At 61.4% G+C, this 23,669-nt stretch carries 21 protein-coding genes and 2 tRNA genes; 13 read left to right on the top strand and 10 right to left on the bottom strand.

Going from position 1 to position 23,669, the window contains the following annotated elements:
- Positions 1 to 79: 79 nt before the first annotated feature.
- Positions 80 to 958 carry a 30S ribosomal protein S2 gene (gene rpsB, locus ACRDT3_RS03270; RefSeq protein WP_431491594.1) on the bottom strand — a complete coding sequence of 293 codons (879 nt, stop codon included), beginning with the start codon at positions 956 to 958 and terminating at the stop codon, positions 80 to 82.
- A gap of 396 nt (positions 959 to 1,354) precedes the next feature.
- Here rpsB and ACRDT3_RS03265 point away from each other — a divergent pair, with 396 nt between their 5' ends.
- Complete coding sequence (locus ACRDT3_RS03265; RefSeq protein ID WP_431491593.1) at positions 1,355 to 1,888, top strand: M23 family metallopeptidase; 534 nt, start codon at positions 1,355 to 1,357, stop codon at positions 1,886 to 1,888.
- A 324-nt stretch (positions 1,889 to 2,212) separates the two neighbouring features.
- Here the strand turns inward: ACRDT3_RS03265 and ACRDT3_RS03260 are convergent.
- The 7 genes from ACRDT3_RS03260 to ACRDT3_RS03230 form a co-directional block, all read right to left on the bottom strand.
- Positions 2,213 to 2,289, bottom strand: a tRNA-Ile gene (locus ACRDT3_RS03260).
- A 99-nt stretch (positions 2,290 to 2,388) separates the two neighbouring features.
- The gene (locus ACRDT3_RS03255; RefSeq protein WP_431491592.1) at positions 2,389 to 3,576 is read right to left on the bottom strand and encodes a glycosyltransferase; all 1,188 of its coding nucleotides are present in this window, start codon (positions 3,574 to 3,576) and stop codon (positions 2,389 to 2,391) included.
- 52 nt (positions 3,577 to 3,628) lie between these two features.
- Entirely contained in the window at positions 3,629 to 4,540 is a 912-nt protein-coding gene (locus ACRDT3_RS03250) for a DMT family transporter (protein ID WP_431491591.1), read from the bottom strand.
- 87 nt (positions 4,541 to 4,627) lie between these two features.
- Entirely contained in the window at positions 4,628 to 5,473 is an 846-nt protein-coding gene (locus tag ACRDT3_RS03245) for a phage holin family protein (protein ID WP_431491590.1), read from the bottom strand.
- A gap of 273 nt (positions 5,474 to 5,746) precedes the next feature.
- Positions 5,747 to 5,822 (bottom strand) — tRNA-Asn (locus ACRDT3_RS03240).
- Between the two features lie 139 nt (positions 5,823 to 5,961).
- Positions 5,962 to 7,035, bottom strand: a complete 1,074-nt coding sequence (locus tag ACRDT3_RS03235) for a glycosyltransferase family 4 protein (protein WP_431491589.1) — start codon at positions 7,033 to 7,035, stop codon at positions 5,962 to 5,964.
- 42 nt (positions 7,036 to 7,077) lie between these two features.
- Positions 7,078 to 8,331 (bottom strand): MFS transporter, encoded by a 1,254-nt coding sequence (locus tag ACRDT3_RS03230; RefSeq protein WP_431491588.1) that lies wholly within the window; start codon positions 8,329 to 8,331, stop codon positions 7,078 to 7,080.
- Positions 8,332 to 8,650: 319 nt separating this feature from the next.
- On the opposite strand from ACRDT3_RS03230, the gene ACRDT3_RS03225 reads away from it, so the two are divergent.
- Genes ACRDT3_RS03225 through ACRDT3_RS03215 form a run of 3 tightly spaced genes read left to right on the top strand, consistent with a single transcriptional unit; the run spans position 8,651 to position 13,879 of the window.
- Complete coding sequence (locus ACRDT3_RS03225) at positions 8,651 to 10,177, top strand: pyridoxal phosphate-dependent decarboxylase family protein (protein WP_431491587.1); 1,527 nt, start codon at positions 8,651 to 8,653, stop codon at positions 10,175 to 10,177.
- A complete protein-coding gene (locus ACRDT3_RS03220; protein WP_431491586.1) occupies positions 10,174 to 11,520 on the top strand; it encodes a lysine N(6)-hydroxylase/L-ornithine N(5)-oxygenase family protein in 1,347 nt (448 codons plus the stop codon). Before ACRDT3_RS03225 ends, ACRDT3_RS03220 begins: the two co-directional genes overlap by 4 nt.
- A gap of 10 nt (positions 11,521 to 11,530) precedes the next feature.
- Positions 11,531 to 13,879: a GNAT family N-acetyltransferase gene (locus tag ACRDT3_RS03215; protein ID WP_431491585.1), complete on the top strand. Its 2,349-nt coding sequence runs from the start codon at positions 11,531 to 11,533 to the stop codon at positions 13,877 to 13,879.
- A 54-nt stretch (positions 13,880 to 13,933) separates the two neighbouring features.
- Here ACRDT3_RS03215 and ACRDT3_RS03210 read toward each other — a convergent pair whose 3' ends face one another.
- Complete coding sequence (locus ACRDT3_RS03210) at positions 13,934 to 14,581, bottom strand: maleylpyruvate isomerase family mycothiol-dependent enzyme (RefSeq protein ID WP_431491584.1); 648 nt, start codon at positions 14,579 to 14,581, stop codon at positions 13,934 to 13,936.
- 209 nt (positions 14,582 to 14,790) lie between these two features.
- Here ACRDT3_RS03210 and ACRDT3_RS03205 point away from each other — a divergent pair, with 209 nt between their 5' ends.
- From ACRDT3_RS03205 to bioD, 9 genes are all read left to right on the top strand, one after another.
- A complete protein-coding gene (locus ACRDT3_RS03205; protein ID WP_431491583.1) occupies positions 14,791 to 15,135 on the top strand; it encodes a PadR family transcriptional regulator in 345 nt (114 codons plus the stop codon).
- Between the two features lie 2 nt (positions 15,136 to 15,137).
- Complete coding sequence (locus ACRDT3_RS03200) at positions 15,138 to 15,509, top strand: DUF1048 domain-containing protein (RefSeq protein ID WP_431491582.1); 372 nt, start codon at positions 15,138 to 15,140, stop codon at positions 15,507 to 15,509.
- Between the two features lies 1 nt (position 15,510).
- Entirely contained in the window at positions 15,511 to 16,302 is a 792-nt protein-coding gene (locus ACRDT3_RS03195; RefSeq protein ID WP_431491581.1) for an ABC transporter ATP-binding protein, read from the top strand.
- A complete protein-coding gene (locus ACRDT3_RS03190) occupies positions 16,299 to 17,066 on the top strand; it encodes an ABC transporter permease (RefSeq protein ID WP_431491580.1) in 768 nt (255 codons plus the stop codon). The genes ACRDT3_RS03195 and ACRDT3_RS03190 overlap by 4 nt, the downstream gene beginning before the upstream one ends.
- Positions 17,067 to 17,245: 179 nt before the next feature.
- Positions 17,246 to 18,478 carry a biotin synthase BioB gene (gene bioB / locus ACRDT3_RS03185; protein WP_431491579.1) on the top strand — a complete coding sequence of 411 codons (1,233 nt, stop codon included), beginning with the start codon at positions 17,246 to 17,248 and terminating at the stop codon, positions 18,476 to 18,478.
- Positions 18,475 to 19,836 carry an adenosylmethionine--8-amino-7-oxononanoate transaminase gene (bioA, locus tag ACRDT3_RS03180; RefSeq protein ID WP_431491578.1) on the top strand — a complete coding sequence of 454 codons (1,362 nt, stop codon included), beginning with the start codon at positions 18,475 to 18,477 and terminating at the stop codon, positions 19,834 to 19,836. Before bioB ends, bioA begins: the two co-directional genes overlap by 4 nt.
- Entirely contained in the window at positions 19,829 to 20,998 is a 1,170-nt protein-coding gene (locus ACRDT3_RS03175) for an aminotransferase class I/II-fold pyridoxal phosphate-dependent enzyme (protein WP_431491577.1), read from the top strand. The genes bioA and ACRDT3_RS03175 overlap by 8 nt, the downstream gene beginning before the upstream one ends.
- A complete protein-coding gene (locus ACRDT3_RS03170) occupies positions 20,995 to 22,173 on the top strand; it encodes a cytochrome P450 (RefSeq protein ID WP_431491576.1) in 1,179 nt (392 codons plus the stop codon). The genes ACRDT3_RS03175 and ACRDT3_RS03170 overlap by 4 nt, the downstream gene beginning before the upstream one ends.
- Positions 22,170 to 22,901, top strand: a complete 732-nt coding sequence (bioD, locus tag ACRDT3_RS03165) for a dethiobiotin synthase (protein ID WP_431491575.1) — start codon at positions 22,170 to 22,172, stop codon at positions 22,899 to 22,901. The genes ACRDT3_RS03170 and bioD overlap by 4 nt, the downstream gene beginning before the upstream one ends.
- Here bioD and map read toward each other — a convergent pair.
- Positions 22,882 to 23,655 (bottom strand): type I methionyl aminopeptidase, encoded by a 774-nt coding sequence (map, locus tag ACRDT3_RS03160; protein WP_431491574.1) that lies wholly within the window; start codon positions 23,653 to 23,655, stop codon positions 22,882 to 22,884. The genes bioD and map overlap by 20 nt on opposite strands.
- Positions 23,656 to 23,669: the final 14 nt, after the last annotated feature.

Below are 23,669 nucleotides of genomic sequence, written 5' to 3'. Positions count from 1 at the left end.
CGTCCCACAAGACTTGGTGAAGTTCACCTCGAGCTACACGCTAGTGCGTCCAGGCAAACTTCTGGAGTCACTGAGGTGACTACTTGGCTTCTGGTGCCTCAGTTGCATCGTCTGCAGCTGGTGCTTCAGTTGCAGCGTCTGCTGCTGGAGCTTCAGTTGCAGCGTCAGCAGCTGGAGCTTCGGCCTTGGCCTTCTCGCCCTCAAGCAGCTCGCGCTCCCACTCAGCCATTGGCTCAGCAGCACCCTCGGTCTTGCCGGCAGCCTTGTTGTTCTTGGCGATGAGGCCTTCGGCCACAGCGTCAGCAACAACACGGGTCAGCAGGTTGACGGAGCGGATTGCGTCGTCGTTGCCTGGGATTGGGTAGGTAACTTCGTCTGGATCGCAGTTGGTGTCCAGGATGGCCACAACTGGGATGCCCAGCTTCTGAGCTTCGTCGATAGCCAAGTGTTCCTTCTTGGTGTCAACGATCCAGATAGCGGATGGGGTGCGGGTCAGGTTACGGATACCACCGAGGTTGTTCTGCAGCTTGGTCAGCTCGCGCTTCAGCAGCAGCAGTTCCTTCTTGGTGTGACCGGAGCCAGCAACGTCCTCGAAGTTGATCTCTTCCAGTTCCTTCATGCGCTGAACGCGCTTGGAGACGGTCTGGAAGTTGGTCAGCATACCGCCGAGCCAGCGCTGGTTAACGTATGGCTGGCCTACGCGGTTAGCCTGCTCAGCAATGGATTCCTGAGCCTGCTTCTTGGTACCAACGAACAGTACGGTGCCGCCGTGGGCAACGGTCTGCTTCACGAACTCGTAAGCGCGGTCGATGAACGACAGCGACTGCTGCAGGTCGATGATGTAGATGCCGTTGCGCTCGGTGAAAATGAAGCGCTTCATCTTTGGGTTCCAGCGACGGGTCTGGTGGCCGAAGTGGACGCCGCTGTCAAGCAGCTCTCGCATGGTTACGACTGGCATGTCGCAACTCCTTTCAGCAGTGGCGGACCGGGCGCGCATGCGCCCGCGGTAACTGCTCTTGGTTGTTCGGGTTGATGCAGATAGCCATTGTGGATATCCGCCCTAGTATGAATACCGATAGATGCTTGGCATCTCGTCTTCGGTCCACCGATTCTCTCGGACCACTGGAACCTCAGGCCACAGCCGATTTAGCTGTGAATACTCATACGCGAAGTCAATCCCCTGCCTGATGCACCCAATTTTGGACACACCTGTGACAGGACACTGCTGTTTCAAGTGTACTACAGAGAATTCAACGCCTTACACGGCGATATCGGTGATCTGCAGCCCATTGCCTTGCCCACAGTTCGCTCTTCGGACTGCTCGGGATCCGGCGACTGGGCTCAGCATGAAAGGATGAATACCAAGTATCTAGTCGCAGGGTTGCAGGTTTTGCTGCTGGCCTTCAGTTTTCCTCCGGCCGCGCCCGCGACTGCGGAGCCACAACAAGTTCAACTACAAGCGGCACTCACCACCGGCAATGGCTGGCGCTGGCCGCTAGCTGGCGAACCGGCAATTCTGGAGCCCTTCGATAAGCCGGAGAAAAATTGGCTTCCCGGGCATCGTGGTGTGGACTTGGCTGCCAGCTCCGGAGATACGGTCTTCGCGCCGCAGCGCGGTCAAGTCGCCTTCGCTTCAGTGATCGTGGATCGACCTGTGCTGGTCATCGATCACGGTTCCGGATTCAAGACCAGCATCGAACCGGTAATCGCCGGAGTTTCGGTGGGCGATTGGGTCGAAGCTGGTGCAAAGGTGGGCCAGGTAGCAACCGGGGCGCATTGCTCGGGCCGATGCATTCACTGGGGCGTGCGACTCAATGGCGAATATATTGACCCGGTGTTGTTGATCCGCGACATGCGTCCATCAATTCTCCTGCCACTGCACGAATGACCTTGAAAGCTCCCAGGGTTCCGCATACCGGGTCATCGGCCCCCAAGAATTCAATTCGCCTGGCGCCAGCGCAAGAAACTTCAGGCAGGGTGCACTATGAAGAGCACTGATCACCGTTGCTTTTCTTGCAGCTCTGATTCTCTCCGTGTTCTTGCGCCTGGCGAGATCGCGCCAAATCCATCGGCTAAAGCCTTTTAGGCCTGTCATTTGAGTTGAAATTTGGCACCGCGCGACAGTCCGGGAATTCACTTCTTCCAGTTTCCAGGACCTGGAACAAAAAATCGTCCAGCAACTTATTTGCATAAGCTACTGGACGATCTTATTTGGTAGGGAGTATGGGACTTGAACCCATGACCAAGGGATTATGAGTCCCCTGCTCTAACCAACTGAGCTAACTCCCCACATGGGCCCATCGCTAAAGCGGTGTAACCACACTCGAAATATTCTAGGGCATCACTAGCCGAAACACCGATTTGACGCACCCAATGATGACGAACCGATCAGTGGGTGGAAACTTCTTGGCCTCGGTAAAGGGCTTCGAAGGAATTCATCGTCTTTTCCTGCGCGTGGTTCTTCACCTTTTCGTGCCCGGCTTCACCCATCTTGGCGCGGCGCTGCTCATCCAGGGCCAGAACCTGGTCCAGCTTGTTGGCCAGATCCTGTCGGTCTCCCGGCGTGAACATGTAACCATTGACGCCTTCGTCAACCAGGTGCGGCAGGGCCATCGCGTTGGCCAGAACGACGGGCTTGGAAGCCGATAGTGCTTCTAGGGTTACCAATGACTGCAGTTCGGCGGTGCCTGGTTGGCAGAACACATCGCAACGCAGGTAGGCCTGGCGCAGCTGCTCATCACTTACATGCCCTAGGAAACGGACACGGTCCCGCATCTGCAATTCGTCAGCGATCTTCTCCAGGTGAGCGCGTTGCTCTCCCCCGCCGACAATTTCAATGATGGCGTCAGGGACCTTGCTCATTAAAGGCAATGCCTCGATGAGTTCGTTGATGTTCTTTTCTACGGCAAGACGGCCCGCAAACAAGATCGTAGGGAACTCATTTTTAGTGATTTCTTCCCCCTCCGCCAGCTCGTAGTTGCCGATCTCAATCCCGTTAGACAGCGGAAGCACCTGGTTCAGCTTGGCACGCTCTCGCATTGCCTTTGCCGCCAGTGGAGTTGGCGTCGTGACGGCGTCTGCACGTCCAAAGATCTTCCCCATGTCTCTCCACGAATTCTGCGCGACAATTCGCTTGAACCACTGCGGGAAAGGCAGGAATGGGTCAAGGTTTTCCGGCATGAAGTGGTTCGTGGCGATGGAACGAACCTTGTTCTTGCGAGCCCACCCGATAGTGCGCTGGCCAATCATATAGTGGCTCTGGGCGTGGACTACATCAGGTTTGATATCCGAGAGCAGCTTGTTGATCTGCTTATTGACTTCCCATGGGAACACGATGCGGAAGTATTCGTGGGTAGGTACCGAGTGCGATTCCAGGCGATGCACAATTGCTTCATCACGGATCTCGGTGTAGGTCTTGCCCTTATCTCCACGGGCTGCCAGCACATGCACGCGGTGGCCACGTGCGTGCATCGCAGTAGCCAACCGGTAGCAAAACATCGCTGCACCGTTGACGTCTGGCGGATAAGTGTCAGCAGCAATGACGATGGTCAGCGGTTTTTCCTTGGCCACGAGCATCCTTCGGCGTTCACACGCGTTGTAGTTGTGATAAAAAATCTGCAGCTTCAGTCTATTTGGAATCAGGCATGGATTTCTCAGAGTCAGTCTGGTTCCGACGTTCGATAACGTCAGGGTGATGCCTGGACAGTGCGGTCACGCCGACGATAGCCAAACCAGCAGCCACCAGCATCAGCACGGTGACCAGTACCGGAACGTCGGGACGCAGCTCTCCGAGGATGCCGATTCCAATGGCAATGCCAATTATCGGATCGATCACCGTCAACCCTGCGATAACAAGGTCGGGAGGACCCTTTGAGTAGGCCTTTTGCACAAAATACGAGCCGAGCAGGCCGGCTACAACAACTGCTAGTCCAGCCAGCCAAGGCAGCTGGATAAAGCTGCTGTCGCCGATATTCAATACAGCGATTGCAATCGTTCGAACTAGTACGGCGACGAATCCGAAAAGGACGCCAGCACCGAGGATGAAGAAGAACGCACCAAGCTTCTTGTGGAAGAAGATGGTGGCCAATCCCACGAAGGCGACGACTACCGCCAAGATCATTTCAATCAGGTGGGCTTCGGAATCAGTAACCTCCTGGTTGCTGCTAGTGGCCGTGACGGCCAAAAGCACAAACCCAACCGAACCCACCATGCAGCTGATGATCGCCAAAACGGTGGGGCGATTCATCGAGAGGTCCGTTTCCTTGGCATTGACCATCGCGGTGATCACCAACGCAATGGCACCGATTGGCTGCACCACCGTCAGCGGTGCGCTAGCCAGGGCGAAAACGTTCAAGGCCATGCCAAGGGCCATAAGCCCCAGACCGCTCATCCAGCGTTTATTGCTGGCCAGCTTCCCGACATTTTTAAGTGTCAGGTCCAGTCCGCCGACTGCACTGCGTACTGCCTGCGATTGGAAGTGCGCGCCAAAGGCAAGACAAAAGGCACTGCATAGTGCCGCTGCAATAGCGATCCAAACCATGTCAGTGCCTTTCTAGCCTAAGTTTTCATACGACGGGGCAGGTGCATGCTTGGCCACGACCAGTGCACGGCCCCGTCGGCGAAAGACCTAGGAGCGCTTGAACAATGCGCGGACAACAGCCACCAGTGCCAACCCGGAGCCCGCCATCACGATATACGGACGTGCCTGTTCTAAGCGGTTTGAGCCGGCTCTGTCCGCCTCCGATTGGTCTTCGGAAGACGAAGACGAGGACGGGCGAACAAATCCCTTGGCCTTGGCAGCTGCTCCGGAGAACTTCTCTCCAGCTCCGTGGGTGAAGGAACGAATCTTGTCGATCTTGGCCAGCGGTGCCTGCACGCTCTCGCCCAGGTTGTCACGCAGCGCCTGGATCTGGCGGCGACGACGCTTGGTGCGAAGGACCAGCTCATCAGCACTTGGTGCCGGCGGCTTCGGTTCCTTCTTCTTTTCAGCCTTCTCATCATCCTCAGCCGACTTCTTCTTCAGCGGCTCATCAAGAGTGCTGACATCGAAGGCACTGCCATCCTTGAGCACGCCCAAGTCGTGGCGGAGTCCGCGAATAGCTGCTTCCGGTTTCAGCGGCAGCGCCTTCTTGACCTTGGCGTATCCGACCAATCCCAAGATGGCAGCAATCAGCAAGAAGAATCCTGCAACGATCAATGCGGCTGCCCAACCGGGCAACCAGAGAGCCAACACATTTACCAATGTAACTACAACGGCAATGACGAAGAGCAACACTACGAGCAGTGCGGCACCGGCGAGTGCCGCTGCCATGCCAATGCTGATTCCCTTGCCTTTGAGCACCGTAGTCGCGAGTTTGATCTCGTCCGAGAGCTGTTGTGGAACAAGCTCCTTGAGTCCATCAACCTGCGCCTTAGCACTCTTGACACTCGACTTAAGGCTTTCGTCAGCTTGCGTCGATTCAGCTTCAGACATGGTTTCTCCATATTCTCGATCGCTCAGCAACCGGTACATCAAACGCTAACACTCCGGTTGCCGCATACGACTCAGTCTTCAGGCGTAAAACCCACTGCCCTATCTCATGCCGTGGGTGTAACTGTTAACGATTCGAAAGTCTATCGTCTAATCACCTGTGGTTATAGGAGATTCGGGCGTTGCCGAGTTTTCACTTCAATTTTGCGCATAGCAACGGCCGCTTTTTGGGTAAAGCAAAACCTCCCAGCTACTTGCGTAGCTGGGAGGTTCCTTTGGCTCCTCCAACTGGACTTGAACCAGTAACCCTTCGATTAACAGTCGAATGCTCTGCCAATTGAGCTATGGAGGAATGCAACGAGTAATACTTTAGCACTGGCCAAGTCCGGTTTTCAAATCGAGGGCTCCCATAAAGGAGCATGAGTTCCCTACCTTGATTTTCCGCCATTTTTCAGGCGAGACCGGGGGTTCACCCTCGACGCTGCAGCAAACTACTTTCTGTGATCTGCCGCATATCTGGCCAAGTCCAGCAGCTGCTGCGCCGATTGCTCCCATGAGTAGTGACCGGCTCGTTCCACGGCGCGTTGCGAATACTGCTTCCAAGTACCCTGCTCATCCAAAGTGCGTACCTGGTCCGCGAAGCCTTGTGCATCATCTGCCGATACATACAGCGCGGCGTCTTCGGCGACCTCTTTGAAGATTGGCATATCGGTGGCAATCACCGGAGTTCCCATGCTCATCGCTTCAACTAGGGGAAGGCCGTACCCTTCTTCTCGTGAGAGGGTTACCAGCGCGGTGCACTCGCTGAGCAACTGCTCATACTCCTCGTCACTTACGCCTCGATGGAATACCACTGTGGCTTGCGAAGGGATGAGCTTGGATAATTCGGCATGACGTTGTTCGTTGATCCCGCTAAGCAGGTGCAGCTCATAATCCGGCAGGTGCTCCATACCGCGGATGAGTGTCTCAACGTTCTTGTATTCCATGAAGGAACCCATGTAGACCAGGGTCTTCTTTGGCTGCTTCGCTTGGTCTCGACGTGCAAAGTTTCCGGTTGGAGCGTTGGATACCAGTCCAATATGCTTCCTGGTCAGTCGATGCTTGCGCATCAGGTTAGCAGTGGTGTTTGAAACGGTAGCCACTGCGTCGGCACGATTCAGAAGCATCCTCTGCGGCCAGTAGACCTGGTGGAACAGGAACCAGCCGGCACGAATCGGCACAGGCAGGAATTTCGGTGCATGCGGATGCGAGTAGTAGATCAAATCATGCAAGGTCAGGATCAAAGGATACTTTCGCCCCAAGGTTCCGATGGTCTGCATGGGCGAGAACACGACATCAGGGTTGAGCTTGTTGATCTGCAGGGCAACGAATGGCTCGAGCACGCTCGTGGGCCCGGAAATCTTCAGATACGGAACATCGGGGAGCATTGCCAGCTGCCTGGTGTCGTTGACCAGCATCGTGACGTCGGCAAGTTTACTGGCGGCCTCGATCAATCCAGCGGTATAACGGCTAATGCCATCATGGTGGGTGATGCGGGTGTATCGAGCGTCGATAACGAGTTTCACGTGCGCAGTTGCCTTTAGTTCGTGGTGCTTACGCGTTCCAGCCTAACGGGTTGCTGGGCCACGCATCGCTAAGTAGCTGATAACTGCGAGGGTCGCGGCAACGACCCAGCCAAGCAGTCCTGCGGCAATCCCCCACGCGCTTGCCAATGCGCCACCGGCCAAACCGCCAACGGGAACTACTCCAAAGGTGAATAACCGTCGTGCGCTCAGGACTCGGCCCAACAGGTGCTCCGGAACGATCTGCACGACCCAGGACGAGGCAGCAATGTTGAAGAGCAGCACAACGATTCCCCATCCCAGCGAGAAAATGCCCAGCAGCACCATGGACCACATTTCAGCTGTAAAGGCAGCGGCCAGAACGCAGCCAGCCAATACCGCCTGCATTGAACCGGTGTAGACCAATAAGGTTGCCGGAGCGAATTTTCCAGCCAGCTTTCCTGCGATGGCAGCTCCAATTAGACCGCCGACGCCGCCAATCGAGGCGAATAGGCCGTACCCGAATTCGCCAAAACCGAGTTCGTTGATAATGAAGATCGCTTCCACCGAAGACCCGATGGCCAGGCCCAAGTTGGAGAACGTCACGGCAACGGTAATTGCCAGGAGCAGGCGGTGCCGGGCCAGATACCTGAGGCCAGCCAGAATGCCGCCCTGTTCGGTCGATGGCGTTTGCCGGCCGCCAAGCCCTTCCTCCGCGCGATAGGAACGCACCTGCACCGCCATCAGCAATGCCAGCAGGCCAAGTGCAGCCGAGATGCTCAGCAGCGCCGGCGCGCCCCACATTGCGAAGCCGGTTCCCGCTAGCGCTGGGACAATTACGGTCATTGACTGGTCGGCCGCACCGAGCGAGGCGACCAGCTTGCTAATGCTCGCCGTTCGAACTTCTGGCGCATCTCCGATGAGCTGCGGAACGGCAGTGGTTTGGGAAGTCTCGGAAAAGACATTGCAGAAGCCGAGTAATGCGCACAGCAGCATTCCCAGCGGGATCGATAGCGCCTCGGCGAAGGACAGTGCCGCTAAGCACCCCAGCAGGAAAAGCTTGGATCCGAGACCAATACGCAGGACGCGCAACGCGGAATATTTGTCGACCCAATGGCCTGCGGGAATACTCGCGAGAACGAAGGCAAGCGAGCCAAGCGCATTGAGCACTCCCATCTGCATGGCCGTTGCACCAAGGGTGCCAACGAACAGCAGGTCAATCGTGATATCAGAAAGCGTACGTCCCGCCGCATCCGTGGCGTTCGATCCGAGGAGGAGACGCTGGGATCGCTGGACTTTTCCTGGGCTTACCGTGGCCACTTGCCCTCCCTTGCTCTAACTGTTTGATCATACATTTTTAGACCGAAAACACAATCAAACGATTAGTGATAATTCCAGGGCATTAGAAGTCGAGGCGTTTTCTCCACTTCAACCCAAGAGGACCCAGTTTCCACCCCGCCGAAACACAGGTCAGCGGGTAACTTACCACAACCAGGCGCCGCCCGCAGGAAAATTGAGAATCTTTTCCCCTGGAAGAGCGATGGAATTACCCGGCTTGCATTAACTAATTGAAGTGTGTTGTTAATAGATTCTTGTTAGGTGAGCCTGACCAACTATTGATTGTCTCTATCTGAGGAGCATGCTCTTGGGTGCCTCACTACCTACCCTGCAATTGCCCGATCTACCGCTGCCGATCTACGATGATGCATTGCTCTGCGCAGACACCGCCCACGTCTACGAAAATGAGTCGCGTGCAGCCATTTCACGCGTGGCCAACCAATTCGCATCGGTCAACGCGCCAACGACCGGACCGACCCCGCGGCAGTTGAAAGAACGCATCGACCTTGTCGACCTGCATAGTCCATTGGGTTCAACCCAAGACTCGTTCACCGAGCTGAATGAGCTGTATTTCAACGACGCGGCCTACTTCCACGACCCGAAATACGCCGCGCATTTGAACTGCCCCGTCGTGATCCCTGCGGTTGTCGCCGAAAACTTCGTCACGAGCATCAACACCTCGATGGACACATTTGACCAGAGCGCTGGCGCCACACTGATTGAACGCAAACTCATCGAATTCACTGCCGAACTGATCGGCTTCGGGACCGAGCAGGCCGACGGAATCTTTACCTCTGGCGGAACGCAATCCAACCTTCAAGCCATGCTGATCGCACGAAACACCGCAACCGCAAAGCTGCGGGGCACCTTGCCTGAACGGCTGGCTAATCTGCGGATCTACTGCTCGGAAGATGCGCACTTCTCAATTCGCAACGCCGCGATGCTCCTCGGCTTGGGATACGACGCAGCCGTGGCGATCCCTACAGACGCCCAGCACCGCATGGATGCGCAAGCATTGCGCGCACAACTTGAGGCAGACGTTGCCGCCGGTTTGGTGCCAATGGCCATCTCCGCCACCAGCGGCAATACCGATTTCGGGGCCATCGATCCGTTGCCCCAGCTGCGTGCTATCGCTACAGAAGTAGGGGCATGGTTCCACGTCGATGCCGCATACGGTTGCGGCCTGCTCGTCTCCAATTCCCACCGCCACCGGTTGGACGGAATTGAATTGGCCGACTCGGTTACCGTCGACTACCACAAGTCCTTCTTCCAGCCCATCGGTTCCAGCGCCTTGGTGGTTCGCTCAGCAGCTTCCCTGGAATCCATCGCCCACTATGCCGAGTACCTGAACCCGCGTGCGGAGGCGGAGGCCACCCCTAACCAGGTGGCGAAGTCCCTGCAGACCACACGGCGCTTCGATGCGCTCAAGCTTTGGGTAACGTTGCGCTCCTTGGGGGCTAACCGCTTGGGCTCCATGTTCGACCAGGTCATCGCTTTGGCAGAGGACGCTCAACAGGAAGTTGCCATGCGCGCCCAACTGCAAATGGCAGCCGACGTGCAACTGAGCACGCTGGTCTTCTCCTTTGAAGATCCAGATCACCCATTGGAACTAGCCGAGCACAATGCCTTGGCCAACCAGATCCGCCAGCGCCTCTATGCCAGCGGCGAAGCGATGATCGCCGCCACCACGGTCAAAGGCAAACGCCTGCTGAAACTCACGCTGCTCAATCCCAATACAACCCTGACCGACATCAGCGGGATCCTCGACGCTATCTGCCGAATCGGTTCCGGAATCTTGGCCGAACGCGCCCTTGGAGAGAAGAAATGATTCAACCTACCGAACACTTTGATGTCATCGCTATTGGAGCTGGCCCTTTCAATCTGGGTTTTGCTGCCTTGACCGATGGATTGGACGATCTGGACGTTGCAGTGCTGGAAGCCGGAGAGAAGTTCGCCTGGCACCCTGGCATGATGCTTCCTGGAACCCATCTCCAGGTTCCCTTCATGGCAGATCTGGTGACCATGGCAAATCCGACCAGCAAGCATTCGTTCTTGAACTATCTCAAGGAAAAACAGCGGCTTTACCCGTTCTATATCCGTGAAGACTTCTACGCCTTGCGTGAGGAGTATTCCAACTACCTGGCTTGGGCAGCGGAAAATATTCAAAGCGTACGCTTCGGGCACCGGGTGCTCGAAGCCGACTACCGCGACGGGATCTATCAGTTGTCGGTGCTCACTACCGCCGGATTGACCCGCTTCACCGCAGACAAATTGGTTTTGGGCACCGGGTCCCAGCCTTATATGCCGCCTGTAATCACCCCGGAAGCACAAGCCACCGGCAATGTGGTGCACTCAAGCGACTACGCTTTCCGCCGCGAGCAGCTCCTGTCGCCCCGGGCTGAAGGTTCGGGTCCGCAGGTAACTGCCGTACTAGGCAGCGGTCAGAGTGCCGCAGAAATCTTCTTGGATCTTCTGCGCAGCTTGCCAGAAGAGGATCATCTGGTTTGGGCAACCCGTTCAGAACGCTATTTCCCGCTGGAATACACCAAACTCACCCTGGAAATGACTTCTCCGGAATACATTGACCACTTCCATGCCCTGCCCATGGATAAGCGGGATGTGCTTTCGGCAGAGCAAAAGGGACTCTACAAGGGCATCAACGCAGATTTGATCAATGAAATCCATGAAGAGCTCTACCAGCGAAGCGTCAACGGTGCAGCGAATGTGCACCTGCGTACCGGCTGCGCTGCCACGAGCATCGGCACGGACACGGATTACCTGGCCATCAGCTTGCGCCACGAACGCACCGAAGAGGACCTGGAATTCCTCGCCGACAACCTAATCATGGCAACCGGCTACCGCGCAGGCACTCCTGACTTCTTGCAGGGCATCAGCCAGCGCGTCGACTACCTCTCCGATGGCCGCTTCAATGTAGACCGCGAATATTCCATCGGGTTGAACCAAGACATCTTCGTGCAGAACGCTGAACTGCACACCCACGGCTTCACCGCTCCGGATCTTGGCATGGGCGCCTACCGCAATTCAGTAATTATCAACCGCTTAGCTGGACGCGAGGTCTACCCGGTCGAACGACAGATCGCCTTCCAGCGATTCGGCGCCGCTGAACTCAGCAACTTGCCTACTTCCGCCAATGCCAGCGCACGAGCCTAAGGAAATTTCGATGACCAACTACACCTTCCGTTCCGTTAAAGTGCCCGAAGATACTGCGCTGCTCCATTCGTGGATTGCCACCGAGCATGCTTCGTTCTGGGGCATGGCAAGCGCAACCGAAAAGGAAATCGAAGCGGAATACCGCAAATTGCTGGGTACCGTCGGCTACGAAGTCCTCTTCGGCATCGACGCATCAGGTGACGAGAAATTCCTTGTCGAGCTCTATGACCCAGCAACGTCACCACTGGCCGATGCGTACAACTACGTGCGCGGCGACCGGGGATTGCATTTCCTGGCTCCGGCAGCCACGGAGCCGCTGCCTGGGTTCACCCTTGAAGCGCTAGCCTCGGCCATGGTCCAGGCTTTCGCCCGGCCTGGAACTGAACGAATCATCGTCGAACCAGACCTTGGCAACAAAGCCATCAATGCCCTGAATGCCCGGGTTGGATTCCGCCCGGTACGTCCGGTGGAGCTCTCCGAGGCAGACGGCTCAATCAAGCAGGCTCTCCTTTCCGTCTGCACTCGCCAGGACTTCGAGACCGCTACCGGCCGCAGCTTGGAATCTTCGTTCCTCTCCCCTGCACGTTGGGAAATTGCCAACCGACATGTCTTGGCGAAGGCCCTGGGCGAATTTTCGCATGAGCGCCTTCTGGAACCTGCCGGGCATGGAGAAAACCGCTATTCAATTCAGAAGGACGCACACCGCTACAGCTTCAATGCCCAGCGGTATCAGCTGAACCACTGGATGATTTCGCCGCAGTCCGTGGAACACCACCACTTCGTCGAGGGCAGCTGGCAGCAGGCAGAGGTGGATGCCATTGAATTCATCACCCTCTTCTGCCAGGAACTCACGCTATCCCCGGTGCAGCTGCCGACGTACCTGGAGGAGCTCTCCTCCACGTTGACCAGCCACTGCTACAAGCAGGTTCATGCAACCCACAATTCAGCTCAGCTGGCCCGGTTCGACGGAAGCGCTGCTCAGTCCTTCCAGCTCATCGAATCTTCCATGACCGAGGGCCACCCATGCTTCGTAGCCAACAACGGACGCATGGGTATCGGGCGCACCGACTACCTGAGGTACGCTCCCGAAACCGGTTCCGCCCTGCACCTTGGCTGGGCTGCCGCCCACAAGTCCCGAGCACAATTCGATGCCGTCGATTCGCTGGATTACGAAGGGCTGCTGGCCACCGAGCTGGATCCCACCGAGCGCCAGCGCCTGGATTCGGCCCTGGAGGCTGCCTTGTTCGGCACCGGCTATGCAGCCGGGGACTACATCTTCATGCCGGTACACCCTTGGCAGTGGGAGAACCGCCTATCGATCACGTTCGCCAATGATATTGCCCGCAAGCACTTGATCTGGCTGGGCAGCAGCGTTGACGAGTATCAAGCGCAACAGTCGATCCGTACCTTCTTCAACCTGTCCAATCCGAGTCGCCACTACGTCAAGACGGCGATGTCGATCTTGAATATGGGCTTCATGCGCGGTCTCAGTGCCGAATACATGAAGGTGACTCCCGCCATCAACCAGTGGTTGGGCGAGCTGTTTGCAAATGACCCGGTGCTCTCGACCCAGCCGGTCGCGCTGCTGCGTGAAATTGCGGCCGTAGGCTACCGCAACCCGCAGTTCGAAGCAGCCACCGACAAGAGCGCCCCGCAGCGGAAGATGCTAGCTGCCCTTTGGCGGGAGTCCCCGATCAGCCTGCTCGGCTCGGACGAAAAGTTGGCCACGATGGCCAGCTTATTGCATGTCGATGCTTCAGGCATGTCCTTTGCCGGTGCCCTCATTCGCCGCAGCGGGCTAGCTCCGGCCGACTGGCTTAGCCGTTACCTCGATGCCTATCTGATTCCGTTGGTGCATTGCCTGGCCGCCTACGATTTGGTGTTCATGCCGCATGGCGAAAACGTGATCATGGTGCTTGAGAACGGTGCCGTGAAGAAGGTCCTGCTCAAGGATCTGGGCGAAGAGATTGCCGTGCTCTCGGACCGGGTGGAGCTCCCGGAGGAAATTCGCCGGGTACGCACCGGTGGCGATCCGGTTTTGTCAGTCTTCACGGATGTCTTCGATTCGTTCTTCCGCTTCCTCGCGCCGTTGCTGGACGCCGAAGGGCTGATTTCCGAAGCAGAGTTCTGGAAGACCGTAGTTGAACGGCTGCTGGATTACCGTGGGCAGCATCCGCAGTTCGCTGAACGCTTTGATCAGCTGGGACTTTTTGCGCAGAGTTTCCCGCTATCTTGCTTGAACCGCCTGCAGTTGCGCAACAACCAGCAGATGCTCGATCTCACCGATCAGTCCGGAGGCCTGCTCTACGCAGGGGATCTGGAGAACCCGCTGGCAACCGCTCTCATTCCTGCTAGCTGATTTTCCAGCTTCCCAAGCATCGCGCCGTACAGTCATCGTGCGGCGCGATGCTTGCTATTTCCGCGCCTGTGCTGTGATCCTGCGTGCGAGTTCGCCGACTCCTTCGCCCTGGAGCCGCGGGAGCACCTGTTCCCTTCCGGCCATCGCCAGGACCAGATCCAGCAATTCGCCACGCACCTCGGGACCGTCCCCGTAGCTGAAGGCGTCGTCCGCCGCCGACATCCGCAAGCCCTTGACCAAGGTTTTGCTATTGACCGCGAAGTCCCTGGAGGCGAAGAATCCTGCCACCGCGCGCAGGGCCGGTCTTTCCGGAGCCAGCGGCAGATCGAGCGCCTCGGCGATGTCCTGTCCATGCACCACGACTTCGCCCAGCAACCCGGTCACCGAGTTCAGCGGGGCAATGGATTTGATGGCAGAACGGTTGAAATTCTCCAACGATTGCCGGGGGCTGTTCCCGAGCTGCTTGCGCAGCAACCGTTCGTTGTGCCGGTCGGCATTGAATCCGGAGCGAGCCATATTCACCAGCCAGCGGGCGGTCGTGGTGGATCCGGCGGCCGCCAGGTGCGCTGCCACATCGCGGATCTGCCAGTTCGCGCACAGCGATGGCGCGATCCACTGCTCCGGCGCCAAGCTGCCCAGCAATTCTGCCAGCCGTGCGCGCTCGGCATGGACCAGCTCCCAATGCCATCTCGCATCTTTCATGGCGCCTCTTCCCAATAGGTGTAGTTCCGGCTCAGCTTCCAGGAGCATACCCGATTCCTGGTCGCGCTATCTTGCCGCTAGTCAACTGGCACTTCTCCGAAACCCCCGAAAAATGCCTGAAAAATCTTGGTACTAAGTGTTGCTAAATACCGCTACTTAGTTCTACTATCTACTTGTACTCAATAACACTAAGTAGAGAGGGGTGCACCATGGCCTCACAGATGACCGAGATGCTCAAAGGCACCTTGGAGGGGATCGTCCTGGCGTTCCTGGCCGAACGCCCGGCCTACGGATATGAAATCACCACGGAACTGCGCGAACGGGGCTTCACCGATCTGGCCGAGGGGACCATCTACGCGCTGCTGGTGCGCATCGAGCAGAAGGGTCTCGTCTCGGTGGAGAAAGTCCCGTCCGAAAAAGGGCCTCCCCGCAAGGTCTTCACCCTCAACCCCAGCGGCAAGCAGCAGCTCGACGAATTCTGGGCCACCTGGAACCTGCTCGTCTCCCGCATCAATAACCTCCCCCACCCGACTACCCCGCAGAAAGGGCACTGATCATGGTCGCCAAATGGATTGAAACTTTCACCGGCTCGCTGGAGCAGAAAAAGCAGTACAAGCAGAGCGTGGCACGCCTCAAGGCCCTGCCCCAGCCCTATGCCAAGGCCGCCGCAGGATTGCATCGCTACCTGCTGAACCAGAGCGGGATCACCGACGCCGAGACGATGATCTCCATGTTTTCGGATCTGGCCGACCTCTTCGAAGGAGCAGCCGCCAACGGCACCGCGCTGCGCGAACTGCTGGGCCAGGACCCGGCGGAATTCGCCGATGACTTCGCCCAGGCCTACGGGGGCAAGCGCTGGACAGACAAGGAGCGAACCCGCCTGGCCGACACCATTTCCGAAGCAGAAAACGAATCAAAGGAGCAATGACATGAGCACCGCATTGGCCCCGGAACCGGCCATCGAGGTCACCGGGCTGGCCAAGTCATTCAAGAAGCTGCCCGTGCTGCGCGGCCTGGACTTCGCCGTGCAGCCTGGCAGCATCTTCGCCTTGCTCGGTTCCAATGGCGCCGGCAAGACGACGCTCGTGCGGATCCTGGCCACCCTCCTTCCCGCCGATGCGGGAAGCGCCCGGGTCTGCGGAGCCGCAGTGCACGAGAACCCGGCCCAGGTCCGCAGATCACTGGGGCTGACCGGGCAATTCGCCGCAGTGGACGAGGTCCTGACCGGGCGCGAAAACCTGCTGCTGATCGCGCGGCTGCTCTGCCTGGAGAATCCTCGGGCCATCGCCAGCGGCTTGCTGGAGCGCTTCAGCCTGTCCGATGCGGCGGACCGGCCCGCAGGAACCTATTCCGGCGGGATGCGCAGGCGCCTGGATATCGCCATGGGCCTGGCCGGCAACCCGCCGGTGCTCCTGCTCGATGAGCCGACCACGGGACTGGATCCCCAATCGCGCCGCGAGACCTGGCAGGTGATCCGCGCCTTGGCCGAGTCCGGCACCACGATCCTGCTCACCACGCAGTACCTGGATGAAGCAGAGCACCTGGCCGACCAAATCGCAATCCTCCACGAGGGCACCATCATCCAGCAGGGTACGCTGGCCGAGCTCCAGGCCCTGCTGCCGCCGGCCACCACCGAACTGGTGACCAAGCGGCCGAGCCTCGAGGAGATCTTCCTGGAACTGATCGGCCACAACCAGCGAACCGAAGGGAGCAAGCCATGAGCATCGCAGCACTGCGTGAAACGCGAATCCTCACCGGGCGCTCGATGCGCCACGTGGTGCGCAGCCCCGACACGATCATCACCACGGCCATTACCCCGGTGGCCATGATGCTGCTGTTCACCTATGTCTTCGGCGGGGCCATCGGCACCAGCACCACCGGGCCGTATATCAACTACCTGCTGCCCGGCATCCTGGTCATCACCATCGCTTCCGGAGTCGCTTACACCTCCTACCGGCTGTTCCTGGACCTGCGCGATGGGCTGGTGCAGCGCCTGCGCTCCATGCCGATCTCCCGCTCCAGCGTGCTCTGGAGCCATGTGGCGACGTCGCTGGCAACGAACTTCCTCTCCCTGGCGCTGGTGCTGGGAGTCGCCCTGGCCATGGGCTTCCGCTCCTCCGCCTCCATAGCAGCGTGGATCGCCGTGCTCGCGCTGCTGTGCCTGGTGACCCTGAGCCTGACCTGGGTAGCCGTGCTTGCCGGGTTGAGCGCGAAATCGGTGGACGGCGCCAGCGCCTTCAGCTACCCGCTGATCTTCCTGCCCTTCATTTCCTCGGCGTTCGTTCCCACCGCGTCAATGCCCGGCCCGGTGGCCTGGTTCGCCGAGCACCAGCCAATCACGGCCATCGTCGATTCGCTGCGCGCCCTGCTTTCGCAAGCGCCCGTGGGTTCCGAGCTGTGGGTCGCCCTGGCCTGGCTGGCGGGCATCATGATCCTGGCCTGGGCGCTGGCCACGTGGATCTACCGGAACAAGACCACGAGCTGAGCGGCCGGTGCGCCGCACGGGCCCTGCGCCCCTGCAGCTGCCGCGAAAAGCAGCGCAAGCCCCCGACTTGAACATTGTTCAAGTCGGGGGCTTTTCGTGTACATTGGTGCCAGCAATTGAACACCGTTCAAGCTTGCCTGCTCCGTGGCAGGCAGCCACCCAAACAGGCGAAGGAACCCATGAGCATCCCCGCGCAGCGCATCGACACCGCAGATTTCACCGAGTTGGCTACACGCATCGCCGCTGGCCACCAGCTCACCGCAGCACAGGCCCTCGGGTTGCTGGCCGCCGGCGACGCGCAGACTTCGCGGCTGGTCAGCGCGGCCGGGATGCTGCGGCGCAAGCATTTCGGCAACACCGTGAAGGTCAACTACCTGGTCAACCTGAAGTCCGGATTGTGCCCCGAGGACTGCACCTACTGCTCGCAGCGCCTGGGTTCCAAGGCGGAAATCCTGAAATACACCTGGCTCAAGCCCGGCGAAGCGGTGCACCAGGCCGGCCTGGGCATCGCCGGGGGCGCCTCGCGGGTCTGCATGGTCGCCTCCGGCAAGGGCCCCACGGACCGCGACGTGGAACGCGTCGCGGCAATGATCGGCGCGCTGAAGGAAGAGCATCCGCAGGTCGAGGTCTGCGCCTGCATCGGCATCCTGAAGCAGGGGCAGGCCCAGCGGCTCAAGGAGGCCGGCGCCGACGCCTACAACCACAACCTGAATACTGCCGAATCCCTCTACCCGGAAATCTGCAGCACCCACAGCTTCGCCGAGCGCGTCTCCACCGTCCAGCAGTCCAGGTCCGCTGGCCTCTCCCCCTGCTCCGGGCTCATCGTTGGACTGGGCGAAACACCTGAGCAGCTGGTCGAGGCGATCTTCGCCTTGCGCGCGCTGGATGCCGATTCCATTCCGGTGAACTTCCTGATGCCTTTCGACGGCACCCCGCTGGAGGGCACCTGGAACCTGACCCCGCTGGCCTGCCTGCGCATCCTGGCCGTGGTGCGCATGGCCTGCCCTGACAAGGAAGTGCGGATGGCCGGCGGACGCGAAATGCACCTGCGGTCATTGCAGGCCAACGCCCTGGAAGTGGCCAATTCGCTGTTCCTCGGCGACTACCTGACCAGCGAAGGCCAGGACGCGAAAGCAGACCTGGCGATGATTGCCGACGCCGGGTTCGTGGTGCTCGGGCAGGCTGGCCAGGACCCGGCGCAGCTGGCCAGGGCGCTGCGCGAAGCCGCCGGCCATGCCGCCCGCCAGCCCTTTGATGCAGGCAATGCGGGGTCACCGGGCTGCGCCGGTTCCTGCTGCTCGTCCGCTGCCTCCCCGGCATGCGGCAGCGCCCCCTCGGGCTGCGGCACCGGCACGGCCGAACCGGTGCTCCGCCGCCGCGGCGCCGGGACCGCACAGGATCCGAACGCATGATCGCCACCGGCACGAACCTGCTCTCCCGGGATGCCGGACTGCTCTGGCACCCCTATGCATCCTTGGACGCCGGGGCGCACTATGCGGTGCTCGAGGCGCACGGGGCCGGGCTGGTCCTGGAAGATGCCGCAGGCAACCGCACAGAGGTGCTCGACGGGATGTCCTCGTGGTGGTCCGCGGTGCACGGCTATCGCCATCCGGCGCTGGATGCCGCGGCCCGCAGCCAGCTGGAGCGCTTCAGCCACGTGATGTTCGGCGGATTGACCCACGAACCGGCCATCGAGCTGGCCGAACGCCTGGTCGCCATGGCCCCGGAAGGGTTGCGCCACGTGTTCCTGGCCGATTCCGGATCCATCAGCGTCGAGGTGGCGCTGAAGCTCGCCCTGCAATACCAGGATGCCAAGGGCCGCACCGGCCGGCACCGCTTTGCCGCGCTGCGCGGCGGCTACCACGGGGACACCTTCGCCGCCATGGGCATCTGCGATCCCGTGGACGGGATGCACGCCGCGTTCGCTCCGCGTTCGGCCGGCGAGCTGTTCCTGCCCAAGCCCCCGGCGGCGCGCCGCAATGCATCGGGCGGCTGGGAATACTCCGCCGCTGGATTGGCGCAATGGGAGCAGGAAACGCGCGAGCTGATCGCGGCCCACGCCGCGCAACTGGCCGGGATCGTGTGCGAACCGGTGCTGCAGGGCGCCGGCGGGATGCACATCTATCCCCCTGCGGTGCTGGGCATCCTGCGCGAGCTGGCCGACCAGTACGGCCTGGTGCTGATCGCCGACGAGATCGCCACCGGATTCGGGCGCACCGGGCAGCTGTTCGCGGTGCAGCATGCGGGCATCGAACCGGACATCATGTGCGTGGGCAAGGCGCTGACCGGCGGCTACCTGACCCTGGCGGCGATGCTGTGCTCTTCCCGGATCGCCTCCGCGCTGGCCGGGACCGGGGAATCGGCCGGCTCCGCGCTGCTGCACGGCCCGACGTTCATGGGCAACCCGCTGGCCTGCGCGGTGGCCTGCGCTTCGCTGGATCTGCTCGCCGGGGCCCCGGGCACCGCGCCCAATCGCGCTCCATGGCGGCACCAGGTCGCCACCGTGGAATCCGGGTTGCGCACGCATCTGGCACCGGCAGCGGAACTGGCCCAGGTGCAGGACGTGCGGGTACTGGGCGGGGTGGGCGTCATCCAGCTCGCGTCCCCGGTCCAGGTGGCCGCGGTGACCGAAGCGGCCGTTCAGCGCGGATCCTGGGTCCGCCCCTTCCGGAACCTGGTCTACGTGATGCCGCCCTATATCAGCACCCCCGAACAGCTCGCGGCCCTGGGCCGCGGCGTGGTGGGCGCCGTGGAGCAGGTCCATGGCTGAACCGGCCTGGGACTCCTGGTTGGCCACGCGCGCCACGGTGCGCCTGCGCCGGGGACTGCAGCGCACGGATACGTCCGCGGCGGGGCTCTTCGACCTGTCTTCCAACGACTATCTGGGACTGTCCGGGCACCGCTTGGTCCGGGAGGCTGCCGCGGATGCCGCCCTGCGCCACGGCGCCGGAGCCTCCGCCAGCCGGGTGGCCGCCGGAACCCTGGCGGTGCATCGCGAACTGGAAGCCGGGCTCTGCCGGTATGCCCAGCGCCAGGCGGCCCTGGTGTTCTCCAGCGGCTACACCGCCAACCTCGGGGTGCTGGCCGCCTTGGGCGGGCCGGGCAGCCTGTTCATTCTCGACGCCCATGCCCACGCCAGCCTGATCGACGGAGCCCGGCTCTCGGGCGCCGCCCTCGCCACCGCCGCGCATAACGACCTGGAGGATTTCACCCGGCTGCTGGAAGCCAACCGCAGCAGCAAGCACCCCAAGCCCCGGGTACTGCTGGTGGTCGAATCCGTCTACTCGGTGTTCGGCGATGCCGCCCCGCTGTCCCGGCTGGCCGCGCTGTGCACGCAGTTCGGCGCCCTGCTGCTGGTGGACGAGGCGCACTCGCTGGCCGCCACCAGCCAAGGTTCCGCAGTGCTCGCGGCCGGCTTGGCCGACCAGCGGCAGGTTTTGTCCACCGCTACCTTGTCCAAGGCGCTGGGTTCCCAGGGCGGCGCGGTGCTGCTGGGCGGGCAGGGGGCACCGGCGCTGCGCGAGCACCTGGTCAACACCGCCCGCACCTTCATCTTCGATACCGCGCTGTCCCCCGCGGCAGCTGCCGGGGCGCTGGCGGCCCTGGATCTGGCCGGGCCGCAACGGATTGGGGCCCTGGCGCACAATGCCCGGCTGATCCGCGATCAGCTGCAAGGCCATCTGGCCCTGGCCGGCCGGGTGGAGGCCGGGGCCGGAGCCGTGCTTTCGGTGAAGATGCCCACGGCTGGCGCGGCCGCCCGGACTGCCGCCGCTCTGGCCAGCCAGGGAATCGCTGTGGCCTGCTTCCGCCCGCCCAGCGTGCCCGATGGCATCTCCCGCATCCGGCTCACCGCCCATGCCCACCACCGGCGCCCGGAATTATCCGCGGCCATCCAGGCGGTAGCCCGCACCATCATCCAGGAGGATTCGTGACCTGCCCTTTCGCCGCGACGGGGAGCGCCTTGGACCAGGCACCGCTAGCCGGACCGCTGCCCGGGGCCTACCCGGAAGCCGTCAACGCGCGCTACCGGAGCATCGAGGATCCGGATACCGTCCGCGCCATCCTGTCCAGGCCCGACGTGTTTTCGCCGGCCAATGCCCTGTCCACGGCGGTGGAACCGGAACCTGCCGCGCTGCGGATTCTGGCCCGGGCACGCTTCGCCCTACCCGAGGTGCTGGCCAGCGCTTCGGGGCCAGCGCATCTGGCCGTGCGCCGGATCGTGGCCGGATTCTTCAGCCCTGCCAAGGTCCGCGCCCAGCGCGAGCCGATCCTGGCCCGGGTGCGCGGGATCTGCTCGGGCCTGGAGCCGAGGCTGCGCAACGGAGAATCGGTGGATTTGGCCGTGGAATTGGCTGCGGTGATCCCGGCGGAAGCCATGTCGCGGCTGACCGGCCTGCCGGCGCCCGAACCGGGAAGGCTCAAGGCCTGGAGCCAGGACTCGCTGGAGCTGTTCTGGGGTTGGCCCGATGCGCAGCGGCAGCTGGTGCTGGCCCGGAGTGCGGCACAATACTACAGCTGGCTGGATGCCTCGGTGCACCAGGGCGTGCAGCGTGATGACGGGAATCTCTACGCCACGCTGCACCAAGCCGGGGTCTCCGAGCGCCAGATCCGCTCGCTGGCCTATTTCCTGGGCATTGCCGGGCAGGAAACCACCTCGATGCTCATCCAGACCGCGCTGCATGCGGCATTGCATGATCACCAGTGGGGCGCCCTGGCCCGTGCGGATACGGCGGCAACCGCGGCACGGGGGCTGGTGCGCGAGGTGCTGGGCCGGGCCTCTTCGGTCCCGACCTGGCGGCGTGTTGCCGCCAGCGATGCGCGGATCGGGCAGCTGGAGTTCGCCGCCGGGCAGCAGCTGGTGCTGCGTTTGTCCGGCGGCAAGCTCGGCGCGGCCGGGGATGATTCGCTGGCCTTCGGCTACGGGATCCACCGGTGCCTGGGCGCATCCCTGGCCAGGATGGAAACCGAGCTGGTGCTCGCCGAAGCCGCGCGCTGCCTGCCGCTAGCCGTCCCGGATGGGCCGCCGGCGCCCTTCGCCCACCTATTGTCCTTCCAGGCGCCAACCGCCGTGCCCATTAAATACACTGCAAAGAGGATGCTGCCTTGATCCATGCAATGACCGGAACCGATACCGAGGTCGGCAAGACCGTGGCTACCGCGGTGCTGGCCGCCAGCGCACTGGCCAGCGGGCACAGCGTCGCTCTCTACAAGCTGGCGCAGACCGGGATCGGCGGGACTGGCCCCGGGGACGCGCAAGACGTGGCACGCTGGCTGGGCAATCCCCGGCAGCTCTCGGTCTTCGAGGGGGTGCGCCTGCGCCACCCGATGGCACCGGTGGATGCCGCGCTGTGCGCCGGCCTGGATCCAGTTGCTGCCCTGCCCACCTTGGCCCAGCACGCGCAGCGGATCGGCGAGCTGGCCTCCGCGCATGAGGTGGTGCTCATCGAGGGGTCCGGCGGTTTGCTTGTCGAGCTGACCGCTGCCGGGGAAACCATCGCCGATGTGGCCGCAGCGGTGGATGCCAGCCTGGTGGTGGCAGCGCGCCCGGATCTGGGGACGCTGAACCATACGGCATTGACCCTGGAAGCCTGCGCGGCCCGCGGCTTCACCCGGGGCACGCTGCTGCTGGGCAGCTACCCGGAACTTCCCGGGCCGTTGCATGAACGCAATCTGGTGAATCTCCAGCACCTTGCCGCCGGTCGCGGCTGGGACTTCGCCGGTGCGCTGCCAGCAGGGCTGGTCCGCGATCCGGCCCGGTGCCGCGCCGCGCTGCATGAGGCGGCCGGATCCCTGGCTTGGCCTGCCCAGCTGCCAGCTAGGAGCCAGGCAGGGTGAGGATTTCGGCTCCGGTCTCGGTAATCGCAATGGTGTGCTCGGTATGCGCGGTGCGGCAACCGGTGGCGCTGCGCAGCGTCCAGCCGTCCTTGTCGGTGACCAGCTTGCTGGTGTCCGCCATGATCCAGGGTTCCAGGGCCAGCAGCAGTCCCGGGCGCAGCTTGTAGCCCCGGCCGGGACGGCCGTCGTTGGACACGTGGGGGTCCTGGTGCATGGTGGTGCCGATGCCGTGGCCGCCGAATTCCATGTTGATCTTGTACCCGTCGGCGGTGAGCACCGAGCCGATGGCGTGGGACAAATCGCCGATCCGGGCGCCGGGGCCTGCCGCGGCAATTCCTGCGGCCAGCGCGCGCTCGGTGGTTTCGATCAGGTCCAGGTCTTGCTGGCTGCTGGCCTTGCCGACGATGAAGCTGATGGCGGCATCGGCGGCGACGCCGCCGAGCTTGACAGCCAGGTCCAAGGTGAGCAGGTCTCCGTCAGCCAGCTTGTAGTCGCGCGGCAGCCCGTGCAGCACCGCGTCGTTGACCCCGGTGCAGATGTAGTGGCCGAAAGGCCCGCTGCCGAAGGACGGCGCGTAGTCGACATAGCAGGACTCTGCCCCGGCTTCCAGGATCATGGCCTTGGTCCAGGCATCGATCTCCAGCAGATTCGTGCCGACCTGGACACGGCCCTTGAGCGTATTGAGAATATTGCCAACCAGGCGTCCGGTGCGGCGGGCTCGGTCCACTTCGCTGGGAGTGAGAATCTCTATCATCCCAATAACTATAC

The sequence above is a fragment of the Glutamicibacter sp. genome, assembly GCF_050701915.1.
Taxonomy (GTDB): domain Bacteria; phylum Actinomycetota; class Actinomycetes; order Actinomycetales; family Micrococcaceae; genus Glutamicibacter.
This window is presented reverse-complemented; position numbering and strand designations above follow the sequence as displayed.